Genomic DNA, 22996 nt, shown 5'->3' with positions numbered 1-22996 from the left:
TGGATAAATTTTGATCGGTTACGATGAGATGCGATTGGATTAGATCCAAGGAATTTGCAATTGACGAAATTATTTTATATGCGCTAACTTACCATATGAAAATTCGTCTTCAGGAGGGAAAAAAGATGGATAGACAAATAGTCACTGGGGCAAAAATATTTGCAAGGGATCTGCGCGCGCATGATATCAAGAACATTAAGGACTACAAGGGCGCGAATTGGGGAGAGAAGACGTGGCGGGCTATGTTTGTAAGAGCTCAAAGACTGGGGCGCGTAGTTGAAGGTATTGACATCGATGCGACTCGGAAAGTTGGTGCAATCAAGTGCTTCGTGAAATTATCGAATGTAGCTAATGATAGGGAGTCTTTTGAGGATATTCTCGGCTCTGGGGAGAAGATCGATTTCAAAGACCCTGATGATGACTACTTAGTGACCATCGGTGAAACTGCTCGCTATGTTGGTCAACCGGTGTGTCTTTTAGTGTTTGATGACGTAGCTAGTTTTTTAGATGCCCAGCGTGAGAAAGAAGCTCTCTCAACAATATTACGCCTAAGTAAACAATCGACAAATAGAGCTGACGGCTTTGAATCTATCTCCTTAATGGAATATGCCGCTCGCATGTTCGATCAGGACAATTGGCCTCCGGAGGATACGCCAACGGATAAGTGGTCTACAATCACTTTTAAAGACAATAAAGGAAATATTCTGAAAAAGGGACGCTACGACCCAGAAATGGCTAAGTGTCTGGAGCAGCATCATGATCAACTTATAAATCTTGTTACTACTACTCCAGCTATTGATGTTGCTTACTTAGAACCAGATTCGTCTTTGGGTCGTGTAGTGCATCGGGGGGATGGCCAGAAAGTAGTCGAACTTATAGTTCCCACGCAGTCCCATTATCAAGATTATATCTCGTTGACAACCCGTAACACGATTTATGGTTATGAATTCGAGTTGCTTCCTTGTAGCTTGGGAGGCGGTTTTGGTGGTCGTTCGTCAAGCCCGTTTCCAGTTTATGCGGCGCTTGCTGCTGTTGCAGGTAACGGTATACCCGTTAGACTTGAATATGACCGCATTGAGCAGTTTGTCTCGGGTATAAAGCGGCATCCAAGTCGCATGGAGACGAGCATCGTTGTTAGCAATGATGGTACGTTGGATGCAGTGGATGCGCGTTTGATTTTGGATGGAGGCTCAGTCATCAATTTGTCTGCTTCAGTCTTGGGGCTTTCCACCCATTCCTCCTCTGGAGCCTATCGTTACAAGCAACGAGCATACCGTGGCGTACCACTAAAGAACTCTGGCGTTATATCGGGAAGCATGCGTGGTTTCGGTATCCCCCAGGCTTTATTCAATATAGAGCAGCAGATAGACAGGATTGCAGCTCAGTTACGAAGAGACCCTCTGAAATATCGAGAAGAAATAGTATTAGTATCTGGAGATACTGATATCGATGGAAAAATATTAAGTCATCCTCTCAAAAACAAAGCAGTGCTAGCTAGTGCTCGCGTCACCAAGCATTGGCAAGAGCGACAATTACGCCGCCTGAGTTTTCTATCTGATCCTTGCAACAAGGATCGAAGTTTCGGCACAGGCCTTGCCTTCGTCATGGAGGCTTATGGCACGTCCACTGACAGCCCGGCAGCAGCGATTCATCTGACCAAGGACTTAGTTATCGAGGTAGACTGTTTCCCGGTTAGAATGGGACAGGGAACCATCAATGGAATCGAAAAATATCTCCAGAGTATTTTTTCTGGAGTCATCATTAAAGTTAATTCTGGCAAAGGCGTATTCCTTGGTAAAGCCCTAAGGGCTAAAGGCGATGAGATACTTAGAAATATAGATACTAATGCGGCCGCGAAGGGAACCTTTGGTTCCATACATGTTATTGATAATTTGGTGGAAATCTGGATTCGCCATGTTTGGGCACCTGAACTTGCGAATTATTGGAAAAATGCAGGTGAGATCGACCCCAAAAAAATACAGTTTCTCGACGATGGGACAATCACTTACGAGGGGCAAGCGCCGATTTCTTTCGACTCTGTCGCCAAGTCTATTGCCGAATCGGATCGCGCAAGCATCTATGGATCTGCAACATTCAGAAATACCTGGGCTTATGGCGAGTTTTATATAAATTCAAACCAAGCACCTGAGCCTCGATGGCTTGATAGACTTGCCTTCGGACCCAACTCGCAAAATTTGAACGACATCAAACCTATTTTAGCAACGAATGTTATTGACCCTACTTCAAAAAATGTTCTCAGCACGCAGGATAGTCCTACTCGCTCTCTGTATGCCAGTGCAGCCTGCATGGTTGATGTCGTTGTCGATGTTCAAGGACACGTTGAATTGAAAAAGGTTACAGTGGTATTGGATGCCGGGCATCGGTTGAACGATCACCGCATTCGTCAGCAGATCGAAGGTGGCATCGCTCAAGGTATTGGCCACACCCTGTTGGAAAGCTACCCCAGTGGACCGCTAGGAGGCCAACTTAATATCAACTTCGATCACTATCCCTTGCCACGTGTTCGACATATGCCAGAACAAGGTATCGAAACAGTCTTTGTTGACATCGAAGATGATGAGTATGTACTTAACCCAGTTTCGAATAACCTTGGCATAAAGCCAAAGATCGATCCTCCCCATCGTCTTTACAAAGGCATAGCTGAGGTATCAATTTCGCCGATAGCTCCTGCTATCGCTAACGCAATCATAAACGCAGTTTTTAATGATCCAGTTGAAGCTCATGATCATCGATTTACACGTTGGCCAATAACGACTTCCGATGTCCGAGAACGCATGGAGATTGCAAATGATCGCTAAAAGCATAAGTTTCTCCATCACTTTGAATGGCCGTAAAACGGAGTCGCGTTTTTTGCCATCTCATTGGCGACTGATTGACTTTTTACATGAAACTGAGGGAATGACTGGTACCAAACTAGGGTGCGGCGCGGGCATGTGTAAAGCGTGTACGGTTGCGATGATAGATGAAAACGGTGTATTTCATGCAATTCCCGCTTGCTCGACTCCATTGAAAAACTGCAACGAATGGAAAATAGTGACTGTCGAAGGCTTGGCTAATGGTGATACATTGCACCCATTGCAAAAAGCGTTTGTGGATGACGGAGTTTTTCAGTGCGGGTACTGTACTCCTGGCTTTTTGATGGAAGCTTATTGCTTATTGGAGAACCGGAAGAGTGGTCTTGGGCTTAACTCATCGCCTGAGAAAGCAGTCGAAAGAGTTTTGGAGGCGCATTTATGCCGATGTACTGGTTATTTGCGCTACTTGGATACGGTGAAACGGGTTGTGCTTGAAGAAACACCGTCTTCTGAGGCTGTTCGAAAATATAGCAAGTGGAAACTGATCAGATGGCTGAGTGAGGCGGCGGAAGTTGAGAACGTACTTATGCTTCAGTATCTTTATGCCGCCTTCTCAGTAAAGCGACCGCGCTACAAAGCGCTTGCTGGACATGGGCACCAAACTCCAGGCCAACCAAGGTGTATTCTCGCAGTAGCAATTGAAGAAATGAGTCATCTTGATTCTGTCAACCGCTTATTGGTAGAGCTCGGCGCAATACCAAATTTGGAACACCAACCACTGCCGTATGAACCAAGAATCTATCCCTTCGAATTATGCTTTGAGCCATTAAGCCGTAAAAGTCTTGCTAAATACATACTAGCAGAGGCGCCCTCTGACTTGGCAATAGCAGACCCCCAGTTGTTTAAAGAGCTCAATCTGGTATCTGGCAGCATTAGACCAATCAGTAATGTTGGTAGTATCTATAAAAACATACGGGCCGAACTCAGAGAATTTGGTGAAAATACCGGATGGGATCATTGGAGACATTGGGACAATCAGTTGGAGTACATTCAGAAGGAGGGTGAAGTAGACCATTACGAATTCTTTCTCAGTCTATACCGAGGGACTTATTTCGCATTCGAGGGAGAGCGGGATATTTGGTCTGATTTAAATGACGAGACATACCCGTCTTGGCAAATAACACATAAAACTATGTGGCAAGGTTTTTCCAATAGCCTGCCAGAGGGTGATGGCCTTGGGATTGCGAAGCTCTCCAACCTTCACTACTGGCTGGCAATGTGCCTTCTAGAAATGAGCTACCGACATGCAGGTAATTATCATGTTCTTGCAAGACGACATATGGCAGGGCCTTTACTTCAGCTTTGCTGGTTTCTTCCGGAAAAGTTTGAAATATTGCCCCCATTTGACCGTTCTACGATGAAATTTTATATTGGAATCAACGAATGCGAACAATATGATTACATGCTGTCGATCTTGGACAAGATCGAGGAGCAAGAAGATTTACACCGTCATTTGCTGCCTCCAGCTTATCTCAAGGCATCATGGGAGAGTCGCGAGGAGTTGCTAGCAATGCGAGATAACCTTTTGGTTTGAGACTTTTATGCTCATGTTCGTTACGATGGGCTAATTAGGTTCATCCAAATTGTGGAGCAGTTTCTTTTGTTGATTGTAGAAATATGCTTTTGTAGCTTTCTAAAGACTAACAAAGCATCTGGAAAATCAAATACTCATTTAGGATAAGCCGATCGCAACAAATGAAAACTAAATATCCTTGTAGACAAGAAATTAATTGTTGCAACTCATTTTTCGTGATAGAAAAGAGTGGGTTATGTAATAAGTAGGGACTGCTCAGAAAGGCCTAATGAACAATGAAGCCTATCTGTTTCAGTATACGTTATTTATTTAAATAAATTCTGACGCAGAATTATTACGAACTGCCTCTGGTAAATGTAAATCTAGGCAAAGGGAAAACGCTACTTCTAGAAGATATTTCTAATAAATCATATACTTATGCCTTAAAAAATAACTGGATAAATCAACTAGATATCAATTTCCGAGTAAACTGGGTAATTATTACCCAACCTTCTTCAGCATACATTGCAATTCGAGAAAAAGGAGAACTTCAAGTGACCAAGCTCGACGAATATCTAAAACGCCCCGTCTCTGAATTAGTGGCTGACTCACCACGATTAGTTTCTCAGGAGGAAAAAGAGCGTCATAATATTTATTCCCTTCTGTTAATGAGCATGGTCGCATTCAACTGGAATTCAAACAAACGGAGTGTCGATGATTCCCAAAAACCATCCCATAGCAAAGACTATGGAAGCAACTTATTACTATCCACATCTGAAAAGCCCGTGCCACGAGGCAAGTTCCTCAAAGGCGATTATCTAGGCCATAACATCGCTGCTTTTGCCGTTGATAGAGACGGTTCAGTCATCGATTTTGATTTTAATCACAACGAAATATTCAACAGCTCTACACAACATGCTGAGGCACGTTTGTTAAACCGAGTATTTTCACTTAATCAAATTTACGATTCTTGGAACGTAGGCCCCCCGCCTAAAGATACATCAAGTAGCTATGGCCAGTTACTTCAAGGAGTAACTATCTACACCTCACTTGAGTCGTGTGCTCAGTGCTCTGGAATAATGACTCTAGGAAACGCAAAGGAAGTGATCTATCTACAAGAAGATCCAGGTCAATACAAAATCGGAAACATTATGTTTAGGCTTACAGAGTCAAACGACCCACACAGAAAATCACTAGCTCCGCGTCCGATACCTGCCAATACATTCGGGTTTAATTATTATTCAGTGCTTTCAGAAAAGTTTGGCGAATATAAAAATGCCACTGGCAACTCAAGTATTACGTCGTTCCTATGCACCGAGGCAGCATTTCTTGTTTTCCTTGAAGCAGAAAATGAGTTTTATGATTTGGCTAACAGCGGACTTAAGTTTCCGGACTGGAAGGCAAAACTAATAAACGGAAGCGAATCCCGGTTAAGTAACAAAGGAGTGTTGGAAGAATGCCTTGGCTTCTATAAGTACTTTGCTGAAAAGGGTCGCAGAGGTACCCCTCACTAATTATCTAACCCATCATCGCACTGGACCAAGGCGAAAAGGCGCGCAGACCGATGAACGAGTGTAAACATTTGGTCGAAACTAACTAGCTAAATCAACAGAAGGAGGATGTATGCCGTTTACTTGGAACCCCACCAATGCTCCCATTGCGTCTAGCCGCACCGACGATATTTGGTTTCTGGATGAGGATCATGGATGGGCTGTTAATAGCAACGGTCAAGCGCTATATACCTCGGATGGTGGTAGCACTTGGACGATCAAGCATGTCTTCTCCTCAAAGACCTACCTCCGTTGCGTCACATTTACTTCCCCAAATTATGGCTGGATTGGGGCGCTCTCGGGGCCATATCGACTCTATCGAACAACAGACGGAGGAACTACTTGGGCGCCAATCACGAACTTGCCTCCGACACCAAATGCGATTTGCGGAATTTGGGCCGTGAGCGACACTATCCTTTACGCATCTGGTACTAACTATCCAGATCGCCCTCCGGCGCTGATCAAGTCGATCGATGGCGGTGCGACTTGGACACACATCGAAATGAAAGATTACGCATCGCTACTGGTCGATGTTTATTTCCGCGATGAACTTCACGGTTGGGTTGTAGGGGGCGCTGGTGGAAAAACTCGCCCAAAGGTCAAGCCTGTAGTACTTTATACACAAGATGGTGGAAACACATGGGTAAATCAACTAGCGAGTCAAAGCTCCGAATTTCCCTTTGGCGAATGGGGCTGGAAGATCCAATTCCTTCAGGATGGCACAGGTTTTATCTCTCTTGAGAATTTCGATGAGGGCGCAATCCTAAAGTCGATCGATGACGGTCAAACTTGGATCCGCCTTTCGGTGAACGATGCTCAGCGCAACGCGAATCTCGAAGGCATTGGATTCATCGATGCAAATCATGGTTGGGTTGGCGGATGGGGGGATCACCAGTTCCAAGGCGGTTACACTAGCGAGACATCCAACGGCGGTGACAATTGGCGCAATGCGAACCATGTTGGCAAGTTTATAAATAGATTTCGCTTCATCGGCAGTCCGTTGCGCGTGGGCTACGCCTCGGGCGATACCGTCTATAAATACGCCGAATCCGCGAGGACTGTCCTCCGCCAGCCTTTTTCGCCCAAAGATACGCCGCGGCTGATCCTGAACAAGCATGCCGAAGTAGTAACAAAGGAACTATGTATCCTACTTGATGTACCAGAAGGCACACAGCATCTAACCGTCAACTTGTGGGACCGATTTGGCTCGCACCTGGTCACGCTCGTAGATGAAGCTGGACCGGTCGTTGGTCCAAGGCATGTCTCTTGGGACTTTCAGTTGCAGCCAGGCCAGTCCGAAGCGATAGGACATTTTATTTACAGAGTTAATGCTGACGATCTAATCGAAAGTCGTGTCTTGTTTCGCTGGCCCAGTCGGTGTCAGTCAAGGGTATCCGTGGGTACTAGCGCACATGACGTTCTGTCGTCGCTTGAGTTCCGTCTCATGGCGCAACCCGCTGGAAACCAGACAAAGCTCCCCCTTCCGACCTTTGAAGAGGAAAAGGAGGCGTTCTACCGAGTTGCAAACATTGAAGATTATCCCGAATTTCGTCCGACAGCTTTGAAGCTAGCTAAGGCTTACCTCGCTAACGCTGATTACGATGCGGATGAATTGTATAGGCCGTTCGAATATACACCGGAGACGTTCGATGATCGAATGCGTGCCATCTACGAGGCTCTTCTGCCTGGCATGGACCAGCCATACACTTACGACCGAGATGTCATAACTTGGAGCAATGGTAAGCGTTACAGAATTGGACGTGCTTCTGATGCGGTTGTACGAGATCAGCTCCTTCAGCTAGCACCTTTCAATCTCATGGATGGCATTTGGCTTCAAGGTATACTGCAGGCTGGGCCATCAGATGAAGTCCGGTCGCGGTTATTCAGTATTTGGGCCGATGAGGTTGGCGACGGTCAAACAAGTCATAATCACTCGAATGTCTACCAAGACTTGCTACGCAGCCAGGGAATATATCTTCCGCCAGTAACCTCACGTGCCTTCCTGGATCTTGATTTAGCGCCGGGTGCATGGCGAACTCCTGTTTTCCAGGCCGTTATTGGACTGTTCCCCCAAATGTTCTTTCCAGAGTTAATTGGGATGACTCTGTTTCTAGAGTGGGAGGCGACCCCAACGCTTCAACCCAAAGTACGCATGTTGCGAAATCGCGGAATCAACCCATTATTCTATTCGTTACATGTCGCAATTGACAACATTAGTGCAGGTCATGGCGCTATCGCCAAAGAAGCGGTTAAGCTTTTCTTGGCAGACAAGCTTGAGGAGGGGGGGGATCAGGCCGTGCAAGAGAACTGGCGGCGCATCTGGAACGGGTACGTTACATGGGCAACTGCCGGCTTCAACGGCGAGGGTCTAGCTGAGCGACGGCTTATTATTGACAAGAAGTCGATCAATATCGGGAGCCCCGAGGCTCCCGACTGCTTCCCGAAGTGGAGTACATATTATCGCGATCGAATGATTAGGCTGATCCAAAGAAAAGCCCCGATCGCAGCCCAAGTTCACGGCCGAAGAATGCTAGGTGGGGTTTTGCTGAACGATTTATTCGCGAAGCCGGAGGAATTGCTTGATAAGCTGATTGCCACGAAGACTGTGAACATCGAAAATCCGCGGAGTAGCAAGCTCTTCGATCTGATGTCATTTGAGGGGCCGATGCACCGGGTCTTCACTGATGAAGAGAAGAATATAATCCTAGACTGGCTTGAGTCACTTTCGGCGAAGCCACAGCAGTGCTTAGAGCCGATTCCAGAAAACCCAGTTGATCAACCATGGCCTGAGAAAATGGCACAGCTAATTGCGAACTATGCGCGCGTGGCTAAACGCGCCCATGACAAGCTTATCTTGCCTGATGATCAAGGTCGCCCGATCGCTTTAGTTGATGTTCTTGACGACTCTGCCGAAATGATGCGGAGCCTTGTTCGTGGCGGTTGGGTGGTTCCCGGGGAGCCCGAACGGAGTATCTTTTTGACTCGTATCATGGAAAACGGTGGTCCCATGGAGGGAGTATTTGCCACCGAGGACGTTGAGACTGTTCGGCAATGGATCATAGCGGGGGCCTTACCGCCAGGCCTAACTGGAACGTTATTGGCACTGGACAGTAAGGGCCTCAAAGATGACGGTGTCTTGTCGCTGCTTGACAAGCGCCCTTTCATTGGGCAGGGTTCGGTTCACTGATTTTAACGTAGACCAGTTTGAGTTACTGACTCTGCAGGAGGTACTCGTGTTAACCGGCGTGCAAAATTTTCCAGGGTCCTCGGGAAAAGGACATTAAAAATGTTTCTACCATAGGTTGTTCAATGACCTTTTTTTGCCGAAGGATCTTGGTGTAGTGGTCAACTTTTTTCGGACACCGAGATAGGTTGTTGTGCTGCCATTTTCATTTCAAAGTCATTGGGCGGCAGGCACGTGCCGATCGAATAGCATATCCCAGGCTAACAGGATTATCGAGGAAGGGATCACTTGAAAATGAGATTGGGACGACCCCCTTCATAAAACTCTCCTATTATAGATTTTTAGAAGATATGTTATAGGTCGTAACTTTAATTCTATCTAAACAGAATTAATGGTAAATATTGATGAAACGAGCATTTATTTCAACTAAAGTAGAGTTTTATGTATCGAAAGAATCAAGTGATTTTGATTCCTTTGTGGCTGTACTCAGTTTGAATTTTGCTCTTTTAGCGGGCATTGCTGGGTAAAACTTGGGTAAAACCAATAATCAACAATAGGTACAAATATGCATTGCAACGTGAGAGTTATTTGTTAAATATCTTTAATTATCAATTGGTTATTTGTTAAATGCAGCTCTTTTAATGCGATGGTCGTGCGTTCGAATCGCACACGACCCACCACTCGATATGATAAGCAAATCAACCAGTTACTGAGAAATCAGAGCTGGTTTTTTTGTGCCTGTCATTTTTTCATTTCCGATTTTTTGACGATTAAGCCGCCCGAATCAATGTCAGCTCGGGCTGATGATTATCGTCGCAAAGCAACCCAACACACGTAATAAGGTGAGTGATTTCCACCTTACTGTACTGGGTCGTAATATGCCCTGCATGATGCCCCAACAAGTCTTGACGGTCTTCAAGACTTACACCGGCAGCGCGTAATCGCATGCCAAAGGTGGCCGATTGATAAATCCGCTTGAGGTCATCAGCAATCCGTTTGCGCATTTTCCAACCGACATAGTTCAGACTGTTACGCACCAGGTGGACGATGCATAACTGAACGGCGGCTTGCGGATAAACGGCTTCGATGGCTTCGGGAAAGCCTTTCAAACCATCGACACAGGCGATGAAAATGTCCTGTAAGCCGCGATTTTTCAGTTCCGTGACCACCTGTAACCAGAACTTGGCACCTTCGGTTTGTGCGATCCACAGCCCTAGGACTTCCTTCTCGCCGTTCAGATTAATACCAATCGCCAGATAGACGGCTTTGACCCGCACGGCGCCGGTGTCGCGGACTTTGACATGGATACAGTCGAGATAGACAATCGGATAAATCGGTTCCAGCGGACGTGATTGCCAGGCTTTGACTTCATCGGCTACCGCATCGGTGACCGAGGAAATCAACGAAGGCGACACGTCGGCGCCATACAACTCTTCCAGATGACTCTGGATTTCCCGCACCGTCATACCTCGGGCATACAGTGAAATGATCTTGTCGTCGAAACCTGTCCAGCGCGTCTGATGTTTAGCGACGATTTGCGGCTCGAAACTGCCGTGCCGGTCTCGCGGAATCTCAATCGGCAATTCGCCGAAGTCACCTTTGAGATTTTTTCGGCTCTTGCCATTACGTGCATTGCCGCTGGGATTAGTGACGGCTTCATGCTTGGCGTGGCCCAGATGTTCAGTCATTTCTGCCTCTAAAGCACGCTCAACCAAAGCCTTGGTCAATTGCTTCAGCAGGCCATTTTCGCCAATCAGGTCTTCGGGTTTCTGATAACCCGACAACAAGGAATCGAGCAACTCGGTAGGGATGGATTTTGATACGGTCATTTTTTCTCCTCTAGGGAACGGCAGTTTCCTGCCTAATGGCCGTTTACACAAAAATTCTTACACCCTCGTCATTGATGATAACAATCATCGGCGGCCTTAGCGGCCTCTGGTTGAGGTACAGGTAGATTTTTTTCGGCGGGCTGTGGGTCGGGTTTAGTTTTTTCCGCAAATTCGTTTTGCAGTTGCCAGCGCACGACGCGGTTTCGGCCCGATTCCTTGGCAACATATAACGCTTCATCGGCAAATTTATTCAGTTCGCTCGGGTCTTCCGGTTGGTCTAGGATGCTGGCGACACCCAAACTGGCGGTGACCCAGGGGCCGGTTTCGTAACGGGAGACCGATTCGGATTTGATGCGCAAGCGAATACGCTCCGCCACCGTAATGGCTTCGTCTACGCTTAAACCCGGTAGCACGAGGCAAAATTCTTCGCCACCGTAGCGGCCAACCAAATCAATTTTGCGGGTGTTGGTGGTTAAGATTTCGGCGAGCAATTTGATGATGACGTCACCGGTGGCATGACCGTAATTATCGTTAACCCGTTTGAAATGGTCGATGTCGACCATAATGCAGCATAGCTCCAAATTGTTTTGCACGGCATCGGCAAACGCTTTTTCAAACAGTTCGTTAAATGCCCGCCGATTCAAACAGCCGGTCAGAGAGTCCCTGGTGGCCAGAAAGTGCAATTCCTTGTTTTGTTCTTTAACTTGCGCCTGACTTTCCTCCAACTTGCTGACCATGGTTTGCAACTTGGTATTGCGTTCTTCTATTTCGGTGATGTCATCCAGCGTGATCAACACGCCTTGAGGGGCGTCGTTGCCAGCAAGAATGGGCGATGCGTTGATCACAAATTTAAATGTGTCATTGTCAGGACTAGTCAGTTTCAGATGCGCGCCAATCGAACTTTTGCCGGTTTTTAAAACAGTTTGCCAGGGCAGGTAGACGTCGGTGGTTGAATCGTCCGCGCTTTTCCATTTTAGTTGCGAGGCCTTTTTTCCTAGTAAAGCGGCCATAGGGCTGGTGATCTTTTTCAGAAAGGCATTATTGGCCAAGACAATTTGCTCATGCTCATCAATGATGATGACACCCTCGGCCAGCGTATCGAAAGCCGCGTTGACCCGGGCGGGAATCACGGCGCTGGGGTCGAGTACTTTCAAGGTTCTGAGCATGAACGCCAAGTAAATAAAAAAGCCGACAACCAAAAAGAATATCGCCATTTTAAAACTGGGGTGTTCAAGAAAATCTGAGGCCGATTCTCCAGCTATTGGCGCGAATTTAAATTCAATATCCCCCCATTTTTCCGAGTCGCGAAAAATAGGCACCACCAAATGCGTGGACGTGGATTTTTGGCTATCGTAATCGGCCCATTCTTTAACGTGATCGTTGACTTGAAAAATTAATTGATTGTTTTGCAAGCGGATGCCGGCGGAGAGAATGTCCGGGTTTCTCTTGATTAAGGCATTGAGCATTCGCTCAATGCGGTGTGGGTCTTGATCGGAGGCGATGGTGGAAAATTGAATGGCTAGCGCTTCGCTGATTTGTTTGCGCGACTCCAGCATAAACTTGGATCTATCCGGCATGAAACCCAACATTTCCGCTGCAAACAGTAAGCAGATACTCAGCATTACTAAAGCCACGCTGATGCGCATTGCCGGCAATAAAACTCCAACCGCTTTTTTTAGGGCGTCCATGATCTTAAATGATGCGATGCCGGAATATTAAACCGAAACTCAAGCAAACAGTTTCTGATCATCACGGGGTGTCTTCAGAGCCGGAGGATACTGAGTCAAGCTGTTTGGCTTCATGGTCTTTTGCCAGCCTTGATTTTTTGACTGACCTCATTATGGGCAATGGATCAAAGCGTTTCAGTAAGGGCACCGTGGACATAAAGCTGGCCATTAACGACCCAGCTCGCAAGATCCAGCTGACAAATCCGGCAGTCAGACCGGCGCTGGTCCCCAGGATGATTTTAATGTTTACCGGATTGGCGTCCTCTACGACCGTAGGGTCGCTCATTTGCTTGTGAATGTTTTCCAATCTGTTCCAAAACTCCACTTCTTCTTGCTCGCTTAAAGTCGTCTGGCTATCAATTCTGTATTCATCGACCGATGGAATTCTGGATTCAAAGTGGTATTTTCGGCTAGTTTCGTTCCTGCGTGGTTCTTCGTTTTTATTAGTGTCCATCAGTCCGGATAAGCGTGGGCTATTTCCATTATCAATCCATGCGTTGGATTCTAAGATAAATCGATTGTCTGTTGCCTGCTTATCTTGGCTTAATTCCTGGACTGATTGATCTGTATAGGCTTTTAAATCGACAACAGTGGCAAATTGCTGGGCCGGAGCGTGTTGACTTGGTGAGATATTCGTTTGAGCGTCGTCTCCCTGATTTTTATCATTCAAACCATTTTTTTGGTTATAAGTGATGATGTCACTAAAAGTATCCGTACTATCGGTAGATGTAACATAGTTAATGGTGGCGGCCACTGTAGTGGAGCCCGCTAATCCGTCGTTGACGGAGAGGCTAAAACTCGGCGCCGATTCATTGTTGCCGTCGTCGATGAATTGCACTTGGTTGGCGGTCAGCTGGGCGCTGGTAAAGCCGGTGATCGGTAATCCTGCACGGGATGCCAATTGGAAATACCCCCCCGTTACATCGCCGACCGTGTAAGTAAAACTGTCACTATCCGGATCGGTTATCCCAAAATGGGCCGTGCTGAGCGTGACCGTTTCCCCCTCGCTTACCGTCAAGCCCGGATTATTGATGATCGGTGCATCATTGATACCGGTGTAGTAGATCGTCGCGGATAAGGTATTGGAACTGAGGCTACCGTCGCTGACCGTGACATCAAAACGCGGCGCCACTTCATTGCCGTCATCGACAAACTGCACCTGGCCGGCGGCCAGCTGGGTGCTGTTGAAACTGGTGACGCTGACACCGGGATTGGTGGTGAGTTGGAAATACCCGCCACTCACGCTGCTGAGCGCATAGGTGACGCTGGCGTTGTCGGGGTCCGTGACGCCGAAGTTGGCGGCCGAAAGGGTGACGGTCTCGCCTTCATCCAACGTTAGGCTGGCACTGGTCAGGACTGGCACATCGTTGAGCGAGCTGTAGTTGATGGTCGCGGCCAGCGTATTGGAATGAAGCGTGCCATCGCTGGCTGTAGCGTTGAAGTTTGGCGGAGCCTCGTTAGCGTCGTCGACAAATTGCACTTGATTGGCGGCGAGTTGCGCGCCGGTGAAGCTGGTGATAGCAATGCCGGGGGCCGTTGTTAGTTGAAAGTAACCCCCGGTCAGCGCGCTGATGGTAAAAGTGAAATCACTACTGTCCGCATCGCTGACGACAAAATCTGCGGCGCTCAGAGTCACCGTCTGACCTTCGCTCTGGGTCAAATTGGTTGCACTAAGCACAGGGGCATTGTCGTTGAGGTTGGTTATATTGATTGTAAAGCTTTGGCTGTTAGTCGAGCCGTCGGAACTGGTCGCCAGCAGGGTGATGCTGTGGTTGGTGGCAGACTCGTAATCGAGCAGACCGCCATCGGCAACCGTGACCACGCCGGTGCTGCTGTCGATGGCAAAACGGCCGCCGGCGTTGTCCGTCAGGCTGTAGCTGATCGTCGCCCCCGTGTCGGCATCGCTCGCTAACGCCGTGATGCCCACCACCGTGCCGTTGGCGGTGTTCTCGGCGACACTGTTGGCGGTGGCATTGTTGTCACTGACCGCCGAGAGCGGATTGTCGTTGAGATTGACGACCGCCAAGGTCACGGCCTGACTACTGCTCAAGGTGCCGTCGCTGGCGACGACATCGAAACTGTAGCTGGACTTGCTTTCGTAATCGGCGAAGGCGTTGAGGGTGACTGCGCCGCTATTGGCGTCGATGTTCAATAAGGCGGCATCGGCGCCGCTCAGACTCCAGGTCAGCGGGTTGCCGTCGGCATCGCTGCCGGTGGCGGTGTAGACCACGGTGTTGATCGGACTGTTCTCATTGACGCTGGCGCTGCTGCCGGAGCTGATCGCCGGGGTGTTGTCGTTTACGGCCGTATAATGGATCGTTGCGGCCAACGTGTTGGAATTCAACGCACCGTCATTAACGGTCACACTAAAACTCGGTGCCACTTCGTTGCCATCATCGACGAACTGCACCAGACCGCCACTCAAATCGGCACTGGTGAATTGCGTGATCGAGTTACCCGCCGCGCTGCTCAATTGGAAGTAACCGCCGCTGACGCTACTGACCGTGTAGGTGAAGCTGGTATTGTCGGGATCGCTGACGCCAAAGTTGGCCGATGACAAAGTAACGGTATCGCCTTCATTCAAGGTCAGCGACGCACTGCTGATGACCGGCACCTCGTTAACATCAGCCAGCGAGATGGTAAATGTTTTATCGACGCTGAGCCCGCCTGTGTCGGTCGCACGAATGATGATGTCGTGGCTGGTCGCGGCTTCATAATTAAGTAGACTGTCGTTAGCGACGGTGATTTGGCCGGTGTTGGCGTTTATCGCAAAGCGTCCGCCTGCATCATTGATCAGCGCATAACTCCAATTTTCCCGCAGATCGTTATCAATCCCCACAACCGAGCCTACGACCGTGCCAATGGCGGTATTCTCGGCGATACTTGCCAAGGCAACAGTGCCGCCTTCCAGGCGCGCATTGGCCCAAACACCATGATCAAAAGCGTTGCCGTTATTGGCGTTGTCGATAGCAAGCCTTAACGTACTGGCTCCGGTCACGTCGATGTTCAGGTCGATAGGTGTGCTGGTGGAGTTTAGAATAGGGCTGCTATAAGTCTGTACACCATCGACATATACATAAAACTGCACCTTGCCATACGAGCCGGTTTGGTAATCGTTGATGCCGATTGTGGCCTTGAATGAGGTGGCGCCATTGACCGCATAGTCGACATAACCGTAGCCATTGCCGCTAGCGGCGGGATGAGTTCCCAAGCCACGGGCGTAGCTGACCCCGTCCAGGACAATGCCGTAGCCACTATGTCCGGTATCGAGGGTTAAGTCATACATCGATTTTGTCAAATAGCTCTGCTCAGAGAGATAGCGGGTCGCGGCAATGTCCGTTGGCGCTTCGTTGGCGGCGGTATAGTTGATTGTTGCTGCCAGAGTATTCGAATTCGCCGAGCCATCACTTACGGTAACGCTAAAACTAGGCGCGACTTCATTGCCATCGTCAACAAATTGCACTTGATTGTTAGACAGTTGCGTGCTGGTAAAACTGTTGATGTTGAAGCCGGGGTTGGTCGTAAGCTGGAAAATACCGCCGGACACATTGCTGACCGTGTAGGTGAAACTGTTGTTATCCGGATCGGTTACGCCGAAGTTCGCCGCCGAAAGGGTGACGGTTTGGCCCTCGCTCAAGGTCAGACTGGCACTGGTCACAACCGGCGCGTCGTTGCTGGCAATAATACTGAGTGTGCCGGACACCACATTGCTGGTGCCGCCATCGCCATCAGTCAGATACCCTTGCAAGGTACGCACCAAATTTGACGGGGCGTCCGAGACATTCTGATAAGTAATGTTACGCCCCAAGGCCTGTGCTGCGGCCACGCTGGCGTTGCTGTTAAAGCTGATGACCAAAGGTGTCGTGCCGTCGGTACCGCCGGTGAAAGTACCCATTACGACCCCACCGTAGCTGACATTGCTACCCGACACGCCGATTTGTCCACTGGCCGTACCTTGGTTACGGATCGCCAGACGATCTACTGCTTGGCCGTTGGCGCTAAACGAAACTACCAACTGGCCGCCGTTAAAATCTGTCGAGTCAACATCGGTCACGGTCGCAGTGGGTGCCAATATCACGGCGCCGGCATTTTCCGGATAACTGACGCTACCGGTGGCAAAACTCAACACCGGCGCGTCATTGACCGCCGCGACCGAGATACTGCGCGTTCCGGTGTTACTTGCCGTGGTGCCGTCGGTCACGCTGAAGCTCACGGTGCGGCTGGCGGTGGACGGCGCATCGCTGGTGTTTTGATAGGTAACAGAACGCAGCGCGGTTTGATATTGAGAAACGGTGGCAGTGCCGGATAAGGTCAGTGTGCCGGTGCTACTATCCCAACTGCCGGTGATACCGTTTTGGTTGGTGAATGCCAGTACGTCCTGCCCGCTGGCGTAGTTGCCGGTGATTTGTACTGTTGCCCCGCTTAGGTTGGTGTTGTCGGCATCACTCAATGCCAGCGTCGCGGTTATCGCCCTGGCGCTGCCATTTTCGGTGTAAGCCAGCGTCGCGCCTTCTGTGGCCGACAGGACCGGCGCATCATTAACGGCGCTGATATTGATGGTCAGTGTATTGGCCGTACTATCCAGGGTTTGGCCGCCGCCATAGATACTGCCGCTATCGACGATACTGAATAAAAAGCTGGTTGCGTCCGTGCCATTGGCAGCCGGTGTGTAGGTTAATTTTCCGGATTGAATGTTGGCAGCACTAATCGCGTCCAGTTCCTGTACGGCAACGCCGTTTAAATACAGGGTGCCTGCGCCGGGCAGGGATTCGATCCAGACCTGGCTGAGATTGTTGCTATCGGCGTCGGTGAATGGAAAATCGGCGGTGCTAAAGGTGTAAGCCGTATCCTCGGTAACCGTGATGGCGTGGTCTTGACCGACCGGCGCGCTGTCCGGCGTTGCCGTGACAATCGTATTGGAAAATTCCGAGGTTTCGTAAAAGGTCGAGTAACTGGAATCGGTGCGGGTCGCCGTGACGGTGATGTACTGGCCAGTCGCCAAGCGGGCATCGGAAAAGTTAAATGACATGCTGGTGCTGCCTGAACTGCCGACCGCTATGTTCAACGCATTCAGAAAGGTTCGTCCCTCGCCGCTGGCCGTGGTATCCGAAAAAACTTCGATGCGGTAATAGCTGTTAGCCGCGCCGTTGTAGGTGCCGCTAAAGGTCAGATTCGTGCCATTCACGACCGCCCGGGTTAACACCATCGTGTTCAATAGGCTATTCGGGCCGCTATCGACATCGCCGGCGTCGTTGGCGGTGGCGCCATCGTCGGCCAGATCGATGCCAAGCCGGGTGTTGCCGTAAATACTGTTCTCTAGAAACACGTTGCTGGAGCTAGTGCCCACAACCGTTATGCCTACATCGTTGTTGGCAATGATGTTGCCGGCGCCGGCCGCCGTGCCGCCGATCAAACTGCTGGTGGCGGAATTTTCAATAGCAACCCCTTGCATACCGTTGCCCAACGCCGTAACGCCATCCGCGCCAACCCCAATGTAGTTGCCTTGGACGGTAGTACCGGTGGTGCCGCTATCGCTGATATAGATGCCTGCTTCAGTGTTGCCGGCAATGATGTTGCGGGCAGCTGCCGTGGTGCCGCCGATTATGGTGTTGTCAGCGCCGCCGATCACGGAAATCCCGTCCCAACTGTTTGCCAAACTGGCATTGCCGGACACATCGGTACCGATGATGTTGCCTTGGACAATATTGTTGTCGGCGCTTTCGCCATTGATAAAAACGCCGGAGTAACTGTTACCCGAGATCAGGTTGCCGGCGCCGCTTGCCGTGCCGCCAATGGTGTTTCCGGACGATTCGATAGTAATACCGGAATTGGCATTGCCCAAGTCGATCATGCCGGAAATATCGGTACCAATATAGTTACCGGCAATGACGTTGCCGGTTGCCGAGCTACCGGTCAGCGTAATTCCAGAGGCGTTGTTGCCGGAAATGACGTTACGTGCTGCGACTGTTGTGCCGCCGATGGTGTTGTTAGCCGACTGCACATAAATACCGCCGCCGGCATTGGCCAGCGCGGCGGTGCCGGTGGCGTTGAGACCGATCAGGTTGCCAGCGACAAGGGTGTTGCTGGCAGGTGCTTCCAACTGAATCCCCACCCAGTTGGTGGTACCGCTGATGACGTTGCCTTCGCCGGCGACCGTTCCGCCTATGCTGTTACCGGCGGCACTAACCCAAACACCCTGATTGGCATTGCCGACTGCATTCGCACCGGAGGCATCGGTGCCGATGTAGTTACCCTTGATTACGTTGCCTGTGGTCGAGCCGTTGTCGGTATTCAAGCCGATACCAAGAATGGTATTGCCGGAGATCACGTTGCGATCCGCCGCCGAGCTGCCGCCGATGATGTTATTGGCGGAATTCCAGATGCTGACACCCACAGCGTTGGCGGCGGCGCCGGTGCCTGTAGCGTTAAGGCCTATCCAGTTACCGGCAATGGTGTTGCCGTTACTGCCGGCGATAGTGATGCCGCTGCCGGTAAAGTTTTGAATCACCAGGCCGCGGATGGTGCTGCCATCGCTGCCGCCGTGGAGTTGTATGCCATCTTGAATACTACCGGCGCCGTTCAAAACAATTGCGGGTTTGTTGGCGCTGAAGCTGTCGTCGCTGGTCGCATCCAGCACGACTTGACTCGTAATCGTCAAGGGTGCCGTCAGATTGATGGTATGCACCGACGAACTGCTGATGCCGAAGTAAATGTAATCCGTGCCGGCGGTATTGTTGGCGGCGGCAATCGCCTCCCGCAGCGAGATGCCATCGCCGCCATCGCTGGCGATCAATGCGCTGATCGAACTGGTATTAGCCGAGGCGCTGATGATGTCCGAGGTGTTGGTGACAACGATGGCGCCGACGTGCACATCCAGAATATCGGTATCGATTAAAGTGCCACCCGAACCGGTATTGCCTTGATCGCTGGTGGTCATGGTCAGTTGCGCCAAGCCACGGTAATTGCTATCGGGCGTAAAGGTCAGGCCATTATTCAATGCGGTGTTAAGCGCCGCCACCGTGCCGGAATAGGTCATGCTGCCGCTGCCATTGGCACCGCTGGCCAAGGTTAGCCCCGTAGTACTGGCCAGCGTCAATGTACCGTGGCTGATGCTTAGTGTCACTCGCACACTGCTGGAGGCTGCATCGGCATCGGTAATTTGCAGAGCATTGCCATTGCCGCTGGAGAAGGTTTTGCTGGTATTGACGGCGGTGTAACTGTTGGCGGGTAGCGTATTGACCGGGGCGTCATTGACTGCCGCGACTGTGATGCTCCGAGTCCCGACGTTACTTGCAGTCGTGCCGTCGGTCACACTAAAACTCACGGTGCGGCTGGCGGTGGACGGAGCATCGCTGGTGTTTTGATAAGTAACAGAACGCAGCGCGGTTTGATACTGGGCGACGGTGGCCGTGCCGGTTAAGGTCAGCGTGCCGGTGCTCGCATTCCAAACGCCGGTGATGCCGTTTTGATCGGTAAACGCCAGTACGTCCTGCCCGCTGGCGTAGTTGCCGCTGATCTGCGCCGTGGCGCTGCTCAGATTAGCGTTATCGACGTCAGTAAGTACCAGGCCTGAGGAAATCGCTGTCGCAACGCCGTTTTCGGTGTAAGCCAGGGTCGTGGCTTCGATGGCGGAAATGAGCGGCGCATCGTTGACTGCCGTTACTGTGATAACCACCGTATCGGTGTCTGTTAAGGTCAGGTCTCCGGCGAGTGCGGCAATTTCCGCCCCAGTTAAAGCGCGGTTATAAATCCGTGCTTCGTCGATCTTGCCATTGAAATCGTAGGTAGTACCACCGTTTCCGTGCTTGCCGATAAAACTATTGGTTCCCTGATTGTAAGCGATGGATGTGGTGTAAGCGGTAGAGGCCACGGCAACGCCGTCTATATAAACCGCTTGGGTATGGGCGACGCTGTCGATGGTGTATGCAACGTGGTGCCAGCCGGTACCGGCCAATGTCGTAGCCGTTTCGGTAAATCTGAACGTGCCGCTATCGACATAACTACCTTTGATTTTGCCGCCGGCATCCAGGCGTAATATCACGTTGTCGCCCAGCGAAATGACTTCTGCACCCCCCGTGTCGGCGGACGCCAAGTTTACCCAGGCCGCCAGGGTGACACTGGATGGCTGGCCATAAAGCCCCGTAGTTTGCACATAACCGTCGCCAGCCAAGCTCAGCACATTGCCGCGGGTAGTGTCATTGACGGACGTGCCATTGACGACCGAGGCCGTGGAACCGGCCGCCGGACTGCTATCGGTCTCCAGTGCGCTAGTGTTATCGAAAGCGTAACGGCCCAAGAGGCCGGTATCGATATCCAAACTCAGGAGTACCGAGTCTTTGGTGGCTAATGTCAGCGTCGCGCCGCCGCTGTATTCGGCAGTGGGCGTGAAACTCAAGCCATTCAGCGCCGTGTTGATGGCGCTGGCAGTGCCACGAAACCTCATCGTGTTGTCGGCGGTGCCGTCACCGGCTATAAAGGTCAAGCCGGTGGTGCCGCCCAAGGTCAGCGTGCCGTTGGTGGCCGTCAGAGTGATTTCGTTGTTTGCGCCGCCGGCATCAGCGTCGGTTATCGTAATCGCATTGCCATTGGCCGATGAGAACACTTTGGCCGTGTCCTCATTCGTCGTTTGTGCTGCGGGTACTGTATTCACAGGCGCGGTGTTTATACTTGCTTTGATAGATACCGCACCTATCGACCAATCGGCAGCAAGTAACGCTGAACCGCTCATCGTTACTGAGCTCGCGCCTTCCGCCACGGAAGAGCCTGCCTTTGCCGTAGACAATAGGGGAGAGCTGCTCCATTGCGAAGTTTGCCCGGTACCCGTAGTATCAGCTGAAATAGCTTTCCAATACTGCACGTCGATAACCAAATCGCCAGTCGCACTGGCGACATTCACCGTGCCTGATCCTCCCAACAAACCGGTGGTGCCGGTGTTGCCAGCGTAAGTACCGTAGGGCGTCGATTGGTTAACACCGTTAAAGGTCGATGCACCCGCAGCAGCTTCTGTATTTCCGGTAAATGATATAACGACGTTATCGGTTCCCTCTGTGGGGTTGACCAACGCCCAAATTTCGACAGCGTGATTGGCTGCTGTGCGCCCTACGCGGGTGAGATCGGCGGTACCGTATTTAACGCTGTTGACCCCAGCGCTGCCGTCATCAATGGCAATCTCGACAAATAGTACCCGGTCGAAGCCGGCACTGACCGTATGCGACCACGTCAGTTGGTTGGTGCTGGTGCTGCTGGTGGATGTCACTGTGCCATTGGCAGTCACCGCCATCAAGCCAGTCCATTCGCTTTGACCCGCCGCGCTGACTACAACGTCGGTTTCGACGTCGCCGGTTTGGTATTCAAGTAGCCAGTCCCCTCCCAAATCTGCACTGCCGGTGGTATCTTCCGACGCCGCGACGTCGATATTGGTGATCCCGGACAGATACTCGACAAAACTCTGCCCGAACTGGGTTTCTGCAACATTACAGCCGTAAATCAGAATATCGCCGTCGGTATTGAAGGCATCTCCCCAGGCGCTGATGTCGGTCTGGTTTTGAATCAAGGTATCGAAATTGAGTTGACTGTTGCCTAAATCCAGGCTGCCGTCGCTGCCGTGCGAGATGATATGCACCGCGTCCAGATTGTCGCGCTCGGCCAGAATCTGCGTGATTTGTTGAATGCCGTCGGTGCTACTGTCCAGCGTAATGATTTCCAGATTACGGTTGGAAACGTCGCTGCTTTTGATGTCGTTTAATAGCGATTCGTAGCCCTGGACGCGGGTATCGACAAACACGATTTCATTGCGGCTGGTCTCGCTGGCGCTGGTTTGCGCGGGGGGCTGTTGGGTGTCGGCGGGCGGCGTGGCATTGGTGTAGGTTGCGTTGGGATCCATGAGCTGTTCGGTCAAAAGCCCCTCGATGCCGCCGGAGAACAGCTGTCGAGATTCCAACTCTTCCAGAATCGGTTTCGAGTGGTAGTGCTTGAGATGTGACGTTGAATTCATGGGCGTTGAAAGTTGCAGTTTGACCGATGAGCATGGAACGCCGTTGGCATCGGATGCCTTAGATGTTGCTAGAGTTTAGCGACTTCGCTTTAATTATTCTGTGATTGCAGCAAATAATCCGTAATAGAACACAGATTAGCCTGCTCAAAATGTGCAGTGGTTAAGTGTCGGAGGGTATATGGAAAAAATGGAGCGCTTGTGGCTTTTATTAACCCCGCTCTTAAATACCACCACCCCTCGAAGAGCATACCCGCTTGGGTTTCGACGACCTCAGCCCGAACGGAATACCGGTAGTTTCCCTACTACAGCTCAGGTTTCCGTTC

8 protein-coding genes are annotated in these 22996 nt (G+C 50.5%); 5 read left to right on the top strand and 3 right to left on the bottom strand.

Annotated elements, in window-relative coordinates; translation table 11 throughout:
- Nucleotides 1-95: 95 nt before the first annotated feature.
- From JWZ98_RS17450 to JWZ98_RS23445, 5 genes are all read left to right on the top strand, one after another.
- The gene (locus JWZ98_RS17450; protein ID WP_205451194.1) at nucleotides 96-2819 is read left to right on the top strand and encodes a molybdopterin cofactor-binding domain-containing protein; all 2724 of its coding nucleotides are present in this window, start codon (nucleotides 96-98) and stop codon (nucleotides 2817-2819) included.
- Nucleotides 2809-4410, top strand: coding sequence for a 2Fe-2S iron-sulfur cluster-binding protein (locus JWZ98_RS17445; protein WP_205451193.1), 1602 nt, complete (start codon nucleotides 2809-2811; stop codon nucleotides 4408-4410). Before JWZ98_RS17450 ends, JWZ98_RS17445 begins: the two co-directional genes overlap by 11 nt.
- 533 nt (nucleotides 4411-4943) lie before the next feature.
- Nucleotides 4944-5903: a hypothetical protein gene (locus JWZ98_RS17440; RefSeq protein ID WP_205451192.1), complete on the top strand. Its 960-nt coding sequence runs from the start codon at nucleotides 4944-4946 to the stop codon at nucleotides 5901-5903.
- Between the two features lie 436 nt (nucleotides 5904-6339).
- Complete coding sequence (locus JWZ98_RS17435; RefSeq protein ID WP_240348061.1) at nucleotides 6340-9126, top strand: iron-containing redox enzyme family protein; 2787 nt, start codon at nucleotides 6340-6342, stop codon at nucleotides 9124-9126.
- A gap of 401 nt (nucleotides 9127-9527) precedes the next feature.
- The gene (locus tag JWZ98_RS23445; protein ID WP_275899131.1) at nucleotides 9528-9650 is read left to right on the top strand and encodes a hypothetical protein; all 123 of its coding nucleotides are present in this window, start codon (nucleotides 9528-9530) and stop codon (nucleotides 9648-9650) included.
- A 243-nt stretch (nucleotides 9651-9893) separates the two neighbouring features.
- Here JWZ98_RS23445 and JWZ98_RS17430 read toward each other — a convergent pair whose 3' ends face one another.
- From JWZ98_RS17430 to JWZ98_RS17420, 3 genes are all read right to left on the bottom strand, one after another.
- Complete coding sequence (locus JWZ98_RS17430; protein WP_346015179.1) at nucleotides 9894-10952, bottom strand: IS256 family transposase; 1059 nt, start codon at nucleotides 10950-10952, stop codon at nucleotides 9894-9896.
- Nucleotides 10953-11020: 68 nt separating this feature from the next.
- Nucleotides 11021-12640, bottom strand: coding sequence for a sensor domain-containing diguanylate cyclase (locus JWZ98_RS17425; RefSeq protein ID WP_205451190.1), 1620 nt, complete (start codon nucleotides 12638-12640; stop codon nucleotides 11021-11023).
- A gap of 61 nt (nucleotides 12641-12701) precedes the next feature.
- On the bottom strand, nucleotides 12702-22673 hold the full coding sequence (locus JWZ98_RS17420; RefSeq protein WP_205451189.1) for a cadherin-like domain-containing protein: 9972 nt from the start codon (nucleotides 22671-22673) through the stop codon (nucleotides 12702-12704).
- Between the last annotated feature and the right edge of the window lie 323 nt (nucleotides 22674-22996).

The sequence above is a fragment of the Methylomonas sp. EFPC1 genome (assembly GCF_016925515.1).
In the GTDB taxonomy this organism is placed as follows: Bacteria; Pseudomonadota; Gammaproteobacteria; order Methylococcales; family Methylomonadaceae; genus Methylomonas; species Methylomonas defluvii.
The sequence above is the reverse complement of the archived record's forward strand: the minus strand, read 5'-3'. Positions and strand labels throughout refer to the sequence as shown.